The organism is Caulobacter sp. GW821-FHT10C03 (assembly GCF_059415485.1).
In genome coordinates, this window is sequence record NZ_JBWKNI010000020.1 from 35,463 (window position 1) to 51,426 (window position 15,964).

12 protein-coding genes are annotated in these 15,964 nt (G+C 68.5%); 8 read left to right on the top strand and 4 right to left on the bottom strand.

The window, feature by feature from the left end; translation table 11 throughout:
- The first annotated feature begins 10 nt into the window (after nt 1-10).
- Complete coding sequence (locus tag AC07NG_RS21010) at nt 11-865, top strand: LytTR family DNA-binding domain-containing protein (protein WP_494596131.1); 855 nt, start codon at nt 11-13, stop codon at nt 863-865.
- A 172-nt stretch (nt 866-1,037) separates the two neighbouring features.
- On the opposite strand, the gene AC07NG_RS21015 is transcribed toward AC07NG_RS21010, so the two are convergent.
- Entirely contained in the window at nt 1,038-3,515 is a 2,478-nt protein-coding gene (locus AC07NG_RS21015; RefSeq protein ID WP_494596132.1) for a glycoside hydrolase family 3 protein, read from the bottom strand.
- A 431-nt stretch (nt 3,516-3,946) separates the two neighbouring features.
- On the opposite strand from AC07NG_RS21015, the gene AC07NG_RS21020 reads away from it, so the two are divergent.
- From AC07NG_RS21020 to rutA, 6 genes are all read left to right on the top strand, one after another.
- Nucleotides 3,947-4,996, top strand: a complete 1,050-nt coding sequence (locus AC07NG_RS21020; RefSeq protein ID WP_494596133.1) for a LacI family DNA-binding transcriptional regulator — start codon at nt 3,947-3,949, stop codon at nt 4,994-4,996.
- 102 nt (nt 4,997-5,098) lie between these two features.
- Nucleotides 5,099-6,817: a sensor histidine kinase gene (locus AC07NG_RS21025; protein WP_494596135.1), complete on the top strand. Its 1,719-nt coding sequence runs from the start codon at nt 5,099-5,101 to the stop codon at nt 6,815-6,817.
- A gap of 196 nt (nt 6,818-7,013) precedes the next feature.
- The gene (rutB, locus tag AC07NG_RS21030) at nt 7,014-7,715 is read left to right on the top strand and encodes a pyrimidine utilization protein B (RefSeq protein WP_492857338.1); all 702 of its coding nucleotides are present in this window, start codon (nt 7,014-7,016) and stop codon (nt 7,713-7,715) included.
- 79 nt (nt 7,716-7,794) lie between these two features.
- Nucleotides 7,795-8,184 (top strand): pyrimidine utilization protein C, encoded by a 390-nt coding sequence (gene rutC, locus AC07NG_RS21035; RefSeq protein WP_110119273.1) that lies wholly within the window; start codon nt 7,795-7,797, stop codon nt 8,182-8,184.
- A gap of 8 nt (nt 8,185-8,192) precedes the next feature.
- Complete coding sequence (gene rutD / locus AC07NG_RS21040; RefSeq protein WP_494596137.1) at nt 8,193-8,999, top strand: pyrimidine utilization protein D; 807 nt, start codon at nt 8,193-8,195, stop codon at nt 8,997-8,999.
- A gap of 165 nt (nt 9,000-9,164) precedes the next feature.
- Nucleotides 9,165-10,223: a pyrimidine utilization protein A gene (rutA, locus tag AC07NG_RS21045; protein ID WP_110118773.1), complete on the top strand. Its 1,059-nt coding sequence runs from the start codon at nt 9,165-9,167 to the stop codon at nt 10,221-10,223.
- Between the two features lie 137 nt (nt 10,224-10,360).
- Here rutA and AC07NG_RS21050 read toward each other — a convergent pair whose 3' ends face one another.
- A complete protein-coding gene (locus tag AC07NG_RS21050; protein ID WP_487292206.1) occupies nt 10,361-10,861 on the bottom strand; it encodes an FKBP-type peptidyl-prolyl cis-trans isomerase in 501 nt (166 codons plus the stop codon).
- 153 nt (nt 10,862-11,014) lie between these two features.
- Here AC07NG_RS21050 and AC07NG_RS21055 point away from each other — a divergent pair, with 153 nt between their 5' ends.
- Nucleotides 11,015-11,164, top strand: a complete 150-nt coding sequence (locus AC07NG_RS21055) for a hypothetical protein (RefSeq protein WP_494596139.1) — start codon at nt 11,015-11,017, stop codon at nt 11,162-11,164.
- An 88-nt stretch (nt 11,165-11,252) separates the two neighbouring features.
- On the opposite strand, the gene AC07NG_RS21060 is transcribed toward AC07NG_RS21055, so the two are convergent.
- Together AC07NG_RS21060 and AC07NG_RS21065 are read right to left on the bottom strand one after the other, a co-directional pair.
- On the bottom strand, nt 11,253-12,377 hold the full coding sequence (locus AC07NG_RS21060) for an endo-1,4-beta-xylanase (RefSeq protein ID WP_494596140.1): 1,125 nt from the start codon (nt 12,375-12,377) through the stop codon (nt 11,253-11,255).
- 109 nt (nt 12,378-12,486) lie between these two features.
- Nucleotides 12,487-15,699, bottom strand: coding sequence for a TonB-dependent receptor (locus AC07NG_RS21065; RefSeq protein WP_494596142.1), 3,213 nt, complete (start codon nt 15,697-15,699; stop codon nt 12,487-12,489).
- Between the last annotated feature and the right edge of the window lie 265 nt (nt 15,700-15,964).

Consider the following 15,964-nt stretch of genomic DNA (forward strand, 5'->3'; position numbering starts at 1 on the left):
CGCCCGCTTGATGGTCGCCCGCCTTAAGGCCGCCCCGACCAGCGCCTGGGTCTGGGCCTTCGTCGCCTACAGCTGGACCATGACCACGGTCAGCGCCGCCTGGTTCGCCCGCCGGTTCGCCGCCGATCGCGGCGAGGCGCTGGGCGTCGCGCCGTCGCTGGTCTGGCAGGGCTCGATCTACGCCGCCTGGTTGCCGGCCGCGGCGATCGTCTGGTGGCTGCTGCGCCGGTTCGGGGCCGGGGCGCGAGGCCTGGCGGCGAGCTTCGTCGCGGGAATCGTCGTGGTTCCGGCGCAGGCGGCGATCTCCAGCCTGATCGACGCCGGCTTCCTGGGCGCGGGCGATTTCGGGGCGCGGATGCTGGGGCGCACGCCGGTCTGCCTGCTGCTCTATTCGGCCATCGTCGCGGTCGGGCTGGCGGCCGTCCACCACCGCCGCGCCGCTGAGGCCCGGGCCCGCAACGCCCTGCTGGAGAGCGCCCTGGCCGAAGCTCGCGCCGTCTCCCCCGCGCCCGAGACCGAACGGCTGATGGTGATGTCGGGCGCCCGGCGCATCCCGGTCGATATCTCGGCCGTCGAGTGGTTCGGCGCGGCCGACAACTATGTCGTCGTCCACTGGGCCGATCGCGAGGGGGCCGGCCGCGAGGGCCTGCTGCGCGCCACGCTGCAGGGACTGGAGACGCGGCTGGACCCAAGGCTCTTCGCGCGCGCCCACCGCTCGAGCCTGGTCAACCTCGCCCACGTGCGCGAAGCCCAGCCGCTGTCGGACGGCTCCTGGCGGCTGACCCTGGCCAGCGGCGGCGAGGTGGTGACCAGCCGGACCTATCGGGACGCGCTGCTGGAGCGGCTGGGCGGTCGGGGCGGCTGAGCAGCTTCACCGCCCTCCCCCTTTCTCCCGTCATTCCCGCCCTTGTGGCGGGAAACCCTCTGTCAGCCGCAAGGGCAGTTGGGGCGACGTGCTCAGCACGTCGCTTGCGCCTCACTTGCGAGCGGAACCAGGGGTTCCCGCCACAAGGGCGGGAATGACGGGAGGATAAGGATCAGGTCGCCCCCCTCAGCTCCCCCGGGCATGCCACGTGCGCATCCGTCGGCTCCAGGCGGATCTCGCGGAAGGCCAGCTTGAAGCCGGCCTGCGCCGACAGCACCACGGGCGAGGAGATGCGGCTCATGTCCGCCCCCGCCGCCTTCAGGCACGAGAGCTTGATCTGGGTCTTGCGCCACTCGCCCACCGGGGCCTCGGCGAAGATCTTCGTTACATCCACCCCGCCGGCGCAGCCCTCGCCGCACGACACCGAGAAGCCCACCGGTCCCGCAGCCTTGGCGTCGACGCGGTAGGTCAGGGCGATCGACAGGTCGCCGGTGGTCTGGCGGGTGAGGTCGGCCGGCGGGCCGTTGACCAGCAGGGCGCCGGGACCGGTCCAGGCGGCCAGGCGGGCGTCCTCCTGGGCGGCGGCGTCGATGGCGGTCAGGGTCACCCCGCCGGCGGTCGACAGCAGCCATGGGGCCGGCGAGCGACCCGCGACGAAGTACTTGTCGACATTGGCGCTGGCGCCGCTGACGCCCGACACCTCGGATAGCTGCGCCACCTTGCCGGGCTTGGCGTAGGACAGGCCGTAGCCATAGGCGAATTGCGGGTCGTAGCCGGCGTCGCCATGGTTCAGCGGCCCCTGGTCGGCGCGCTTGGGCCAGCTGAACGACAGCTTGCCGGTGAAGTCGCGCCTGGACTTGCCGTCCTTGCCGGCCACCAGCACGTCGGCGATCCCGCCGCCTTCCGAGCCCGGCAGCCACGCCGCGACGAAGGCGTCCGAGGCGTTGATCTCGGGGTTCGCCCACAGCGGCCGGCCGCTGAGGAACACCGCCACCACCGGCACGCCCTGAGCCTTCAGCTTCTTCAGCAGGGCGAGGTCGGTCTTGTCGCCGGGCTGGTATTCCAGGTGCTGCAGGTCGCCCTGGAACTCGGCGTAGGGCGTCTCGCCGAACACCACCACGGCCACGTCCGGCTTGTCGGCGAAGGAGCCGTCCTTCGACAGGGTGGCCTTGCCGCCCGAGGCCTCGACCGCTTCCTTCAGGCCGCTCCAGATCGACTGGGCATTGGGGAAGTCGGCGTTGGTGTTGCCCGTGCCCTGCCACGACAGGGTCCAGCCGCCGGCCGCCTTGCCGATGTCGTCGGCGTCGCCGGCCACCAGCACCTTCGCGCCCGCCTTGATCGGCAGCACGCCGTCGTTCTTCAGCAGCACCAGCGACTTGGCGACCGCCTCGCGGGCCAGGGCGCGATGGTCGGGCGCGCCGACGCGCTCGAAGCGGCCCTGCACGGGCGGGGCGACGCGGTCGAACAGCCCCGCCTTGACCTTCACCCGCAGGATCCGCCGCACGGCGTCGTCCAGCCGCGCCACCGGGATCTCGCCGGCCTCGACCTGCTTCAAGGTATTGTCGAACAGGCCCTGCCAGCTGTCGGGGGCCATGTACATGTCCAGACCCGCGTTCAAAGCCTGCGGGCACGAGACGTTGGAACAGCCGTCGACCTGGCCATGGGCGTTCCAGTCGCCGACCACGAAGCCGGTGAAGCCCAGGCGGTCCTTCAGCACGTCGGTCAGCAGGGTCTTGTTGCCGGTGTGCTTGACGCCGTTCCAGCTGGAGAACGAAGCCATCACCGTCAGGATGCCGGCGTCGATGCTGGGCGGGTAGCCCTGGGCGTGCAGGCGGACAAGGTCGGCTTCCGACACCGCCGCGTCGCCCTGGTCCTTGCCGCCCGTGGTGCCGCCATCCGCCAGGAAGTGCTTGGCGCTGCCGGCGATGTGGCCGGCCTCCAGCGCCTTGCCGGCGACGAGCTTGCCCTGCAGGCCCAGCGTCATGCGGCCGGCGTAGCTTTTGACGATCTCCGGATCCTCGCCATAGCCCTCGTAGGTGCGGCCCCAGCGGTCGTCGCGCGGCACGGCCACCGTCGGACCGAAGGTCCAGTCGCCGCCGCTGACCGCCACCTCTTCCGCAGTCGCCTTGCCGATGCGCTCGATCAGGTCGGGATCGCGGGTCGCGCCCAGGCCGATGTTGTGCGGAAAGAGGGTCGCGCCGACCAGGTTGTTGTGGCCGTGCACGGCGTCGATGCCGAACATGATCGGGATGGCCACGTGGCCGTCGCGCTGTTCGAGCGACACCGTCCGGAACAGGTCGATGAAATCGGCCCATTCCTTGGCCATCGCCTTGTCGTTACCGTTCGGGCCCGAACTGCCGCCGGCCAGGATCGAGCCCAGCGGATAGTCGCGCAGCTGTTCGGGACGGATCGAGCCGATGTCGGCCTGGATCGTCTGGCCGACCTTCTCGCGCACCGACATCCTGGCCATCAGCGCCGTGATCTTCGCTTCCGTCGCCGCGTCGGTCAGGGCGGCCGGGCTCCTGGCCGCCGGCCAGGCGGCGACATGGGCCGCGGCCTTGCCCGCCGGCGCGAGCGTCTGCGCGCCGGCGAGACCGGTCAGGCTGGTGGCGGCCAGCAGGGCCAGGGCGGAAACACGGAACGGCGTCACGGCGACCTCGATCGAAAAAGAGGCGCGGCGGCAAAGGGGAAGGAGCCGCCGCGCCCAAAGCACGCCGCGGGAGCAGCGTCATGGGATGAGACGTCGAGGGCGGACGCCGCGCGCGGAAGTCCGCACGCGCGATCGCGCATGGCCTTGGCCTCCCGTCGCGGGGTCGTCTGCTCGCGACCGCCTCACATCGATACGAGACAACGTTGTCTTACTTGATGTCAACACGATTTAATTTGTCCACTTGAGGACAAATTGGCCAATATCTTTTGCGGAAAAGGCGAAGATGCAGCAGAGAATTTTTCTGACAATGATGTCTTACTGAGACTTTCGCGTACTCTATTGAAGGCCGAAGACCGCGAACCGGCTCGACTCGGCCGCCGGGCCCGGGCTATCGCTAGGTCAGCGCGCCGACAACCGGCGCCGGGGGCCCGATGCGCAACGTCACCATCGTCCATGTGGCCGAAAAGGCCCGGGTCTCGGTCAAGACCGTCTCGCGCGTGGTCAACAACGAGCCGACGGTCACCCCGGACCTGCGCGCCCGCGTCGAGGCGGCCATCGAGCAGCTGGGCTACAGCCCCAACATCGCCGCCCGGCGGATGGGCGGCGGCCGCTCGTTCCTGATCGTCGCCTTCAACGACCGCACCCTGACCCTGGAGAACTGGCGCAGCGACCGCGGCAACAACTGGATCGACCGCATGCAGTACGGGGCCATGCTCCGCTGCGACGTCCACGGCTACCACCTGCTGTGCGAGCTGATCGACCTGGAGTCCGACCAGCTGGCCCGGCGCGTGCAACACGTGCTGTCCACCCTGCGGCCCGACGGGGTGATCCTGACGCCGCCCAACTGCGAGGACCCGACGGTGCTGGCCGCCCTGAAGAAGGCCCAGATTCCGTTCGTGCGCCTGGGCTCGGCCCAGGCCGGCCCCGGCGCGCGGGTGCGAATGGACGACGCCGCCGCCGCCCGCCAACTGACGGAGCACTTGCTCACGCTCGGCCACCGCCGCGTCGGCTTCGTCACCGGCAGCCCGCGCTTCCTGGCCAGCCGCGCCCGCGAGGACGGCTATCGTGACGCCCTCGCCAAGGCCGGCCTGCCCGTCGACGAGACGCTGCTGGTTCCGGGCGACTTCACCTTCGAGGGCGGGGTGGCCGCCGCCGAGGCCCTGTTGAGCCGCCCCGACCGCCCCACCGCCATACTGGCCGGCAACGACGAGACCGCCCTGGCGGTGCTGCACGTCGCCCGGCGGCTGTCGGTCGCCATCCCCGGCGAGCTGTCGCTGGCCACCTTCGACGACACCCCCAGCGTGCGCCTGTCGCTGCCGCCCTTGACCACGGTGCGCCAGCCGGTGGCCGAGATGGCGGCCGAGGCCGTGGACATCCTCGTCGCCAGCGCAGCCAAGGACGGCAAGCCGCCGCGCGGCGATCGCCTGCTGCCGTTCGAACTGGCCCTGCGCGCCTCGACGGCGCCGCAGTCAGCGAGCTAATCAGCCCCCGCGACGGGATGTCGCGGGGAGCTTGACCAGCGGGTCAGCGCACCCTTTTCTCTTGCCACTTCAAGTTGGAGCCGCTCGCGTTTGGCCAGAGACATGACCCAGGTCGACGCCGCAACCGCCGCAGCCGGGCCGCCCACCGTAAGGCGGCGCCTGCTGATCATGGCGCTGTGCCTGGTCGCGCCCGCCATCGTCTTCATGGCCCTGCTGGCCCGCGCCGAATACGGCCAGAGCCGGGGCCGCTACGAGCAGCAGCTGGTGGCCACCACCCGGGCGCTGGGCCTGGCCGTGGATCGCCAGCTGGCCCAGGGCCAGAGTACGCTGCAGGCCTTGTCGGTCTCGCCCGCTCTCGCCTCTGGCGACCTGGAAAGCTTCGAGCGCCAGGCCCGCGCCGCCATCGGCGCCGACGCGGCCTGGATCGTGCTGATCTCGCCCCACGGCCAGGTGGTCAACACCCGCCTGCCGCCCGGCCAGGCCCCGCCCCGCAGCGCCGGCCTGCCGCCCGAACGCTGGGCGGCCGTGCGCTCGGGCCGCACCACCGTCTCGAACCTGACCTTCGGCAAGGTGGTCAAGCAGCCGATCGTGGCCATCGACATGCCGGTGATCGTCGCCGGCGAGCTCTACGACCTGGCCTATATCCAGACCCCCGCGGCCTTCGCCCCGCTGTTCGCCGCCCAGGGCGTGCCGCACAGCTGGACGGCCAGCATCGTCGACCGCAACGCCAAGCTGGTGGCCCGTTCGCGCGACCAGGAGAAGATGCTGGGCCGCTCGGCCAGCCGGCCGATGCTGGACGCCATGGCGCGCGACAACGACGGCGTGCTCGAGACCTACACCCTCGACGGCACCCCCACCCTGTCGGCCTTCAGCCGCTCGGCCGCCTATGGCTGGACCTTCATCGTCGGCGTGCCGCGCGCCGAGCTGGATCGCGCCAACCTGTCGTCCCTGGCCCTGCTGGTCACCGCCGGCCTCGTCCTGCTGGCCATCGGGGCCACGGCGGCCCTGCTGTTCTCGCGCGGCATCTCGGGCGAGGTGCGGGCCCTGGTGACCGACGCCCGGATCATGGCGGCCGGCGGCGAGATGCCGGCCCAGACCAGCGGCGGCCTGCGCGAGATCGGCGAGGTGCGCGAGGCCCTGCACGCGGCCTCCAGCCAGCTGCGGGCCCGCGAGGCCGGCGAAAAACGCGCCGCCGCCCGCCAACAGCTGATGATCAACGAGCTGAACCACCGGGTGAAGAACACCCTGGCGACGGTGCAGTCCCTGGCCTTGCAGAGCCTGGGCCGCGGCGAGGCCGCCCCGGGCTTCAACGCCTTCAACGAGCGGCTCTACGCCCTGGCCCGCGCCCACGATCTCCTGACCCGCACCGTCTGGGAGAGCGCCGACCTGACCGACGTCGTGCGCCAGACGCTGGAGCCCTATGGCGACCGCGCCCGCTGCGAGGGGCCGCCGGCCGCCCTGCCGCCCAGCGCCGCCCTGGCCCTGTCGATGGTCTTCCACGAGCTGGCCACCAACGCCAGCAAGTACGGCGGCCTCTCCACCCCCAACGGCCGGGTGGAGGTGACCTGGCGTCGCGATCCGCTCGATCCGCAGCGCCTGGCCCTGCGCTGGGTCGAGAGCGGCGGACCCAAGCTGGACGGCCCACCCCAGCGCAAGGGCTTCGGCTCGCGCCTGATCGCCGCCAGCCTGCGCAACGAACTGAAGGGCGAGGCCGTGTTCGAATACCTGCCCACGGGCCTGGTCTGCGCCCTGTCGGTGCGCCTGCCCGACCCGTCCGGCGCCCAAGCTTTGGGCGACGAGCCCTCGCTGTCCGACGCCTGAACAGGCAGCCGCGGGCGCGGGCGCGAAGCGCCGGCCCGGCGCTTGACCGCCGTTCTTCCGCTCATGGTGATGGTCGATCCGCTCTGCACCCATCCTGGGGCGCCGTCGGATCGATCGTATTGCGTCGCCGCGTAGATTGATCTTCCATGACGCTCAGGATGCACGCCGCAGAGCCGCACCTGAGGGAAGAGCGTTCATGATCGCCACAGATGACTCCGTGATGCTGCCGGCCCGGCCCGAGCCGATCCCGCTGGCGCCCGAGCGCACGGCCGTCATCGTCATCGACATGCAGAACGCCTACGCCTCGCCCGGCGGCTATCTGGATCTGGCCGGCTTCGACATCAGCGGCGCGGCCGCCTGCATCCAGCAGATCAAGGGCGTGCTCGAGACGGCCCGCGCGGCCGGCATGCAGGTGATCTATTTCCAGAACGGCTGGGACGACCAGTATGTCGAGGCCGGCGGCCCTGGCTCGCCCAACTGGTGGAAGTCCAACGCCCTGAAGACCATGCGCGCCAAGCCCGAGCTGCAGGGCAAGCTTTTGGCCCGCGGCCAGTGGGACTACGAGCTGGTCGACGAGCTCGCACCCCAGCCGGGCGACATCCAGCTGCACAAGACCCGCTATTCCGGCTTCTTCAACAGCCAGCTCGACAGCGTGCTGCGGTCGCGGAACATCAAGAATCTGGTCTTCGTCGGCATCGCCACCAACGTCTGCGTGGAGTCGACCCTGCGCGACGGCTTCTTCCTCGAATATTTCGGCACGGTGCTGGAGGACGCCACCCACCAGGCCGGTCCCGACTTCGTTCAGAAGGCCACGCTCTACAACATCGAGACCTTCTTTGGCTGGGTCTCGACCGTGGCCGACTTCAAGGGCGCGTTCGGCCAGATCGCGCCGAAATAGGCGCGTCGAGCGCTTGGCCAGCAAGGTTTTCCGTCTTCGGACGGAATGAAGAACTTAATTATTAGAAGGACAGGACCCGATGCCCAAGACCGTCATCACCCCGCCCGGCACGGGCACGCCGATCGCGCCGTTCTCGCCGGGCACGCTGGCCGACGGGATCGTCTACGTCTCGGGCACCCTGGCCTTCGACAAGGACAACAACGTCGCCCATGTCGGCGACGCCGAGGGTCAGACGCGCCAGGTGCTGGAGACCATCAAGTCGGTGATCGAGACGGCCGGCGGCACGATGGAGGACGTGACCATGAACCACATCTTCCTGACCGACTGGGCCAACTACCAGACCATCAACAAGGTCTATGCCGAGTACTTCCCGGGCGACAAGCCGGCCCGCTACTGCATCCAGTGCGGCCTGGTGCGCCCCGATTTCCTGGTCGAGATCGCCACCGTCGCCCACATCGGCAAGAAGTGACGCACGCCGTGCACACTGGGACCGTCGACGGCCTCCACTACGAACTCCACGGCGGGCCGGTGGCCGGCCGCGAGGTCGTGCTGCTGTCGTCGGGCCTGGGCGGTTCGGGCAGCTTCTGGGGGCCGCAGATGGCGGCCCTGACGGCGCGCTGGCCGGTCGTGCTGTACGACCACCGCGGCACGGGCCGCAGCGTCCGCGAACTGCCGACCGACAAGCCCTACGCCGTCGCCGACATGGCCGACGACATCGTAAAGGTCCTGGACGCCCTGGGGATCGCCAAGGCCCACGTCGTGGGCCACGCGGCCGGCGGCAACGCCGGCCTGGCGCTGGCCCTTTCTCACCCCGACCGGCTGGGCAAGCTGGTGGTCGTCAACGGCTGGTCGCGGCCCGATCCGCACATCAAGCGCTGCTTCGACACCCGCCTGCACCTACTGAACGACACCGGGCCAGCGGCCTATGTGCACGCCCAGGCCCTGTTCCTCTATCCGGCGACCTGGATCTCGGAAAACAGCGAGCGTCTGGCCGCCGAGGAACCGCACCACGTGGCCGGCTTTCCGCCCAAGGCGGTGATGCTGGCCCGCATCGGCGCCCTGCTGGCCTTCGACGTCGACGCCGACCTGCCGCGCATCACTCATCCGGTGCTGGTCAGCGCCACGGCCGACGACATGCTGGTGCCCGTCACCTGCGCCCACCGCCTCGCCGAGCGCCTGCCCAACGCGACGCTCGACGTGCTGCCCTGGGGCGGCCACGCCTCGAGCGTGACCGACGCGGAGGGGTTCAACGCCTCGCTGGTGCGGTTCCTGGAGGGGGCGTGACGAGGCCCTCCGCTCAAATCCTCCCCCTCTGGGGGAGGTGGCCCAGAGGGCCGGAGGGGGCCAGCGCCGGCGCTAATCCCCCTCAGTCGCTTCGCGACAGCTCCCCCACAGGGGGAGCATCTTTCTCGTCGCGCCACTCACATCACAGAAGGGGGCAGTAATCCCATGCAGGTCGGCGTCTTCATCCCCATCGGCAACAACGGCTGGCTCATCTCCGAGACCTCGCCGCAGTACATGCCGAGCTTCGAGCTCAACAAGACCATCGTCCAGAAGGCCGAGGCATACGGCCTCGACTTCGCGCTCTCGATGATCAAGCTGCGCGGCTTCGGCGGCAAGACGCAGTTCTGGGAGCACAATCTCGAGAGCTTCACCCTGATGGCGGGCCTGGCGGCCGTGACCCAGAAGATCAAGATCTTCGCCACCGTCGCCACCCTGACCATCCCGCCGGCGATCGTGGCGCGCATGGCCTCGACCATCGACTCGATTGCCCCGGGGCGCTTCGGCATCAACCTGGTCACCGGCTGGCAGAAGGCCGAATACAGCCAGATGGGCCTGTGGCCCGGCGAGGGTCACTACACCGACCGCTACAACTACCTGGCCGAATACGCGACCGTGCTGAAGGACCTGCTGGAGACCGGCGTTTCGGACTTCAAGGGCAAGTACTTCACCATGGACGACTGCCGGGTCAGCCCGCACCCGCAGGACACCAAGCTGATCTGCGCCGGCTCGTCCGACGAGGGCCTGGCGTTCACCGCGCAATACGCCGACTACAGCTTCGCCCTGGGCAAGGGCACCAACACCCCCACGGCCTTCGCCTCGGTCAACAAGCGGCTGGAAGCGGCCGCCGCCAAGACCGGCCGCGACGTGGCCTCGTTCATCCTGTTCATGATCATCGCCGACGAGACCGACGAGAAGGCGCTGGCCAAGTGGCAGAAATACCGTGACGGCGCCGACCAGGACGCCCTGGCCTGGCTGACCAACCAGGCCGCGCCCAACGCGGCGGCGGGCTCGACCACCAACACCGCCCAGCTGGCCGCCCCGGAATCGGCGGTGAACCTCAACATGGGCACGCTGGTGGGCAGCTACGAAAGCATCGCCCGCATGCTGGACGAGATCGCCGAAGTGCCCGGCACCGGCGGCGTGCTGCTGACCTTCGACGACTTCGTCCAGGGCATGGACGATTTCGGCACGAAGATTCAGCCGCTGATGAAGTCGAGGAAGTAGGGAACCTCCCCCTCTGGGGGAGGCGGCCGAAGGCCGGTGGGGGGACGTTTTCAGCTGCCTCGGCGCTTGCCTGGCCTGCGGTCACGCCCCCCACCGATCGCTACGCGATCCCCTCCCCCACAGGGGGAGGTTTCTCTTTAGTCCGCCGTCATCATGTCGATGAGCTTCACGCGGAAGATCATCACGCTGTTGGCCGGGATCGGGCCGGCGTCGCGGTCGCCGTAGCCGAGGCTCGGCGGCACGAACAGCGTCCATTCGTCGCCGACCTTCATCTTCGGGATGGCCTCCATCCAGGCCGGCACCAGGCCGCCCAGCGGCGCGATCATCGGATGGCCGCGCTCGAACGAGCTGTCGAACACCGTGCCGTCGACCAGCTTGCCCTCGTAGTGGACCTTGATGATGTCGCCCTCCTTCGGCGACGGCGCGGTCTTCGCGCCCGAGGTCGTGACCTTGTACTGCAGGCCCGACGGCAGGCTGATCACGCCCGGCTGCTTGGCGTTGGCGGCCAGCCAGGCCGTGGACTTGGCCAGGTTGTCGCCGGCGGCGTTGACGGTGACGTCCGGGGCCGGCGACGGCGTCTGGGCCAGGGCCGGACCAGCGGCGAGAATCAACCCCAGGGCGATGAGAGCGGTGCGCATATTCGGCGACTCGTGTTATTTGTGCGACGAAATGTCAGAATAGACATCCGACCGAACGAGAGCACACTAAAAACCGAGGGCTCTCGTTGGTCTGAGAAGAAGAACGGCTATTTTCTACTTAGACCGTTCTTCGCTCGTCGGGAAGGAAACGTCATGGCCAGGTCTTCTGGCGGCGCGCTGAACGGAGCGCATTGGTGGCAACGCCATCCGATGTTCGCGCTCTTCGTCGGCTGGGTGGTGATCGGCTCGCTGGCCTTCGCCGCCTACCTGCAATGGGGCCCGCGCCTTACGCCGCCCACCTGAACGCGCGCTCGGCGAACATCAGGAAATTAGGCGGCCCAGACGTATGCGCTTCCGCATGCCGCCGCCGCCCCTCCCCCATGGGCCGCCCCTATCGCGACGGCGCGGCGGCCAAAGCCGCCGCCACCGCCTCGCGCAGCGGCTTGGGCCGATAGGCGTCGTCATAGAGCGTCGGCCGCTTGGGGGCCTTGTCCTGGCGCAGCCACTGGTTCTGCAGCCAGGAATATTTGTCGACCAGGCCCCAGGCCAGCAGTTCCCGGGTCTGGCGGTAGTCGAGCATCAGGTCCAGATACGCCTTGCCATAGGCGGCCACGGCCGCGTCACGCTGGACGAAGTCGACCGGCAAGCCCTTGTCGTGCACGTCGAACTCGGTCAGCGCCAGCTCGTAGCCCAGGCCCGTCACCGCATCGACGAAGGCCCGCCAGTCCTTCTCCTGCGGCCGGCCAAAGCCTGTGAAGCTGTCGGCGTTTTCGGCCCCGATGTGGCTCTGGATTCCCAGGGCATCGACCGGCACGTCGCGCTTGCGGAAGCCCTCCAGCAGCTTGAGCACCCCGTAACGGTGCTTCTCGTTGCCGGCCTCCCAGCTCATGTAGTCGTTGTAGACCAGCCGGGCCTTTGGCGCGGCCTTGCGGGCGGCGTGGAAGGCCAGGTCCAGCACCGGCTCGACCCCGCCCATGGCGTCGGAGAAGACCGTGCGGCGCAGGGCGCCGTCGGCGGGATCGACGGTCTCGTTGACCACGTCCCAGGAATAGACCTGGGGATAGCGGGCGCAGACCCGGTCGATGTGTTCGGTGATCAGCGCCTGCGCCTTGGCGGCGGGCTTGGCCCCGAAGTCGTAACCCTTCAGCCAGCCGGGAAACCACTGCGGGTGATGCCATAGCAGGGTGTGGCCGCGCAGGGCCTGGCCGTGCTCGGCCGCGAAGGCGGCGATGCGGTCTGCGCGCGCGAAGGCGAAGGTCTGCTCGGCCGACCGCAGGACGTACCACTTCAGCTCGTTCTCGGGCACCAGCGCCCCGCACTCGGCCGCCAGCAGCGCGCGGTAGCGGCCGTCCTCGAACGAGCCGGTCAGCGATCCGGGCGGACCCGCCCCGACGGCGCTGCCGAAGATCAGGCCCTTAGCCGCGGCGAGGTCCTTAAGCGCCTTCCCGTCGGCCAGGGCCGGCGACGCCAGGGCGGCGGCTCCGGCAGACAACAACACGCGGCGGCGGTTGATCATGAAAGCCTCGCACTCAAAAGAAACCGCGCACCGCCATAGACGATGCGCGGACAAAGTCGGCAGGAAGGCGGACGCGCGGCGGTAAGCTGCCGCGCGCCCCGTCGAAGATCTAGAAGCTGGCGCGGAACACGATGGTGTAGCGCCGGTCGTTGACGAACCACGAGCGGCCCGTCTTCAGCAGGTTGCTGTTGAGCACCTGGGTCGTACGGGTGGTCTCGTTCAGCAGGTTCACGCCCTGGACGCCGATCTTCATCTTCGGATTGATCGTGTAGAAGAACGATCCGTCCAGCTGCCCAGTCGCCTCGTTCATGATCGGGGCGTAGGGCACGATCACGTCGCGCACGGTGAGCAGGAAGTCCGAGCGCCAGTTGTAGGCCAGGCGCGCCGACACCGGCCCCTTCTCGTAGATCGCCGCGAAGTTGACGTTGTGCTTCGAGAGGCCCTGCAGCGGCAGCTTGCTGGTGTCGACCGTGGTGATGCGGCCGGCGGCCACGTCGGGGTCGGTCGCCGACAGCGTGCTTTGCGGCACCCCGCTGCTTTCGATGTAGCTGTAGTTGGCGTTGATGCCGAACCCGTCCAGCGGCTTGGGCAGGAAGTCGTAGAACTGCTGGTAGCCGATCTCGAAGCCCTTGACCGTGGCCTTGACGTCGGAGTTGCCGGGCTGGGTGACAACCACGTCGAACGTCGCGCCGTTGTTGGTGAACGGCACACGGCTGGTCTTGTTATAGGCGACGTCCGTCAGTTCCTTCCAGAAGGCCGCGAAGGTCAGCGAACCGACCGGCGCGAAGTACCATTCCACCGAGGCGTCGATGTTCTTGGACTGGGTGGGCTTCAGGTAGGGATTGCCGACGGGGACGTTGCCGCTGGGCACGCCGTTGGTGATGCCGTCGGCGTTGGTGTTGAGGGTCAGGTTGTAGAAGTTGCGGGTCAGGCCGATGTCGGGCGGCGTGATCGTCTTCGACAGACCCAGGCGATACTGCAGGCCGTGCGGCGCCATGACCTTCAGGTTGAAGCTCGGCAACAGGTAGTCGAACGAGGTCCTGACCCGGCTGGGCACGAGCGCGCCGTTGGCCCACAGGCGCGAAGCCGCGCGAACCGCCGGCGTCAGCTGGCAGAACGGCGAAGGCGTCTGTCCGGCCGGAACCGACGCGCAGTCCAGTTCGGTCGGCAGGCTGGAGACCAGCGGGAAGGCCAGGTAGCCGTCGGCGACGCGCTCGGTCCTAGTGTAGCGCAGGCCGACATTGCCGCTGACCTTGTAGTCGCCGGTCACGCCCTTGAAGCGCGCCATCAGGTAGGCGGACTCGGTCTGTTCGTTGACCGGGTTGATCTCCTGCGGACGGAAGGGCGTGCCGGAGACGACGTTGCAGCGCTGCGCCAGCGGCACCCAGTTCTGCGGACAGCCGTTCACCAGGCGCGTGCGCCACTCGTCGCCCACCGACAGGGCGAACTGCGAGACCGCCGCGTAGTTCTCGATCAGGTTCTGCGAATAAAACAGCCGCCCGTCGGAGCCGGTCGGGACGGCGACCTTGCCGCGCATGAAGTTGTCGAAGACGTACTTCTCGATCAGGGCGGTGCTGTCGGAACCGCCGGCGGTGGACGGGTTGCTGTTGATGGCGTCGGTCATCCACACCGGGCCGCCGCTCCCCCAGATTTCGCTGATGACGCCCCAGTTGTAGGCCGAGAAGCGGGTGGTCTGGTCACGCTCGGACCAGCGGACGCCGCCCTTGATCGAGTCGAGCCAGCTGTCGTTGTCGAACTTGTATTCGACGTCGATCTTGACCGCGTCCTCGGTGCCTTCCGACTGCTCGATGTGGTCCATCGCCGAGCGCCAGAAGCTGTTGTACGGGTCGCTCAGGCTGGTGTGCGTGCCCTGGGCGTAGGACGGGCAGCTGGCGCTGTAGGTCGTGCAGGTGACCACCGAGGTGCCGTTGGCCGGCGGCAGGAAGGTCACGGTCGGCGCGTCCGTGCCGTTCAGGGTGATCGCCGCGTTCTGGAACGTCGAACCCCACAGGCCCATGCTGATCGCATCGACCTTGGAATCCACGTGCTGGGCGTCGAACTGGATCCCCCAGTGCTCGTTCGGCGTCCATTTGAAGTTGAAGCCGTAGTCGGTGGTGAGGTTGGTCGTCTGCTCGTCGCGACGGATGTTGTTCGACTGCAGGCCGTTGATCGGCGTGCGCGGATCCGAGCCGTTCTGATCGGCGCGCCAGCCGGTGGTGCCGGTGATGATGCCGTTCGTGAAGACGCCGTCCTCGTCGAAGGTGAAGGTGGTGCCGGCGGCCGGGCGCGAGTCGCCGTTGCTGGTCACGTTGTCGGTGGCGATCTCGACGGCGTGCTCGGTCCACTTGGTCGTCGACTTCGACCGCAGGTACTGGAACGCGGCCTGCATCGTGCCGTCGTTGCTCCGCCACTGGATGGCGCCGGCCTGGCCCTGGCGCTCGCGCTCGTTGGTCGTCGAGCGGAACGCCGCGCCGCGCGGGAACCACACCCCCTTGGTTCCGTTGCCGCAGTCGCCGGTGGTGACGCCCAGGTTGGTGCGGCAACCGAAGTTCGACACCTGGATGGCGTCGCTGCGGCTGGCCAGCTCGGAGTTCACGAAGCTGGCGAGGACGCCGATCTCGCCGATGTTGGTGTCGAAGCGGTCGCTATAGAGGAACGAGTAGGTCGGCTTCCACTTCTTGACCATGTCGCCGTAGCTGGCCTCGGCCGACAGCGACAGGATGCGCTTGTTGCTGTCGAACGGCAGGCGCGTGCGCAGGTTCACCGTGCCCGAAATGCCGCCCTCGATCAGGTCGGCCGAGGGGCTCTTGAACACGTCGACGCCGCCCATCAGCTCGGACGGCACGTCCGCGAAGCTGAGGATCCGGCCGTTGTTGGCGGTGAAGGTGTCGCGGCCGTTCAGCTCGGAGCGCACGAAGTTGAGGCCGCGGACCACGACGCCCGAGCCTTCGACCGAGAAGTGGTCGGGGTCCACGCCGGCGGCGAAGCGGTTGATCGACACGCCGGGCACGCGCTGCAGGGCCTCGGTCACCGAGCGGTCCGGCAGGGCGCCGATGTCCTCGGCGGTGATCGAGTCGCCGATGATCTCGGACGACTGCTTCAGCTGCTGGCTGCTCTTGAGGCTCTGCTTGATGCTGGTGACGATCACCTCGTCGACCGTGTCCTCGGTGGAGTCTTTCTTGGCCGCCGTCTGGGCCATGGCCGTCGCGCCGAACACCAGGCTGATCGCCAGGGCCGAGGCCCCGCAGCGCAGGCCGAACTTCAGATTGTCGCCGAGAGTGTGGCGCCCACGGGTCGCGGACGCTCCTTTTGCGGAGCTCATTCTTGTATTCCTCCCCAGTCCCGGTAGCTCGGTAGCGCTACCATTGGTCATATGTCGAGACCATTATTGGTCTGATGATATGGCAAAGGTCGACCACGTCAAGGGTGTTGAAAGAACTCTGCAATCTGACGCAACACGGAGATCAAGCTGCTGTTTTTACTGAATTATCTCGCTGATTTAGCGACCTGAAAGCGCTTTTCTGGCGAAGACGAGGTGACAAAGGCCGACAGCGCCGTCAATTTACGACCCGCTTGAAACGGTCAAA

Bases quoted from the DNA above. Each gene is read 5' to 3' on its own strand.
- AC07NG_RS21010 (WP_494596131.1), top strand. From the start codon at position 11: ATGGTCGCCCGCCTTAAGGCCGCCCCGACCAGCGCCTGGGTCTGGGCC.
- AC07NG_RS21020 (WP_494596133.1), top strand. From the start codon at position 3,947: ATGCGCAACGTCACCATCGTCCATGTGGCCGAAAAGGCCCGGGTCTCG.
- AC07NG_RS21025 (WP_494596135.1), top strand. From the start codon at position 5,099: ATGACCCAGGTCGACGCCGCAACCGCCGCAGCCGGGCCGCCCACCGTA.
- rutB (WP_492857338.1), top strand. From the start codon at position 7,014: ATGATCGCCACAGATGACTCCGTGATGCTGCCGGCCCGGCCCGAGCCG.
- rutC (WP_110119273.1), top strand. From the start codon at position 7,795: ATGCCCAAGACCGTCATCACCCCGCCCGGCACGGGCACGCCGATCGCG.
- rutA (WP_110118773.1), top strand. From the start codon at position 9,165: ATGCAGGTCGGCGTCTTCATCCCCATCGGCAACAACGGCTGGCTCATC.
- AC07NG_RS21050 (WP_487292206.1), bottom strand. From the start codon at position 10,861: ATGCGCACCGCTCTCATCGCCCTGGGGTTGATTCTCGCCGCTGGTCCG.
- AC07NG_RS21055 (WP_494596139.1), top strand. From the start codon at position 11,015: ATGGCCAGGTCTTCTGGCGGCGCGCTGAACGGAGCGCATTGGTGGCAA.
- AC07NG_RS21060 (WP_494596140.1), bottom strand. From the start codon at position 12,377: ATGATCAACCGCCGCCGCGTGTTGTTGTCTGCCGGAGCCGCCGCCCTG.
- AC07NG_RS21065 (WP_494596142.1), bottom strand. From the start codon at position 15,699: ATGAGCTCCGCAAAAGGAGCGTCCGCGACCCGTGGGCGCCACACTCTC.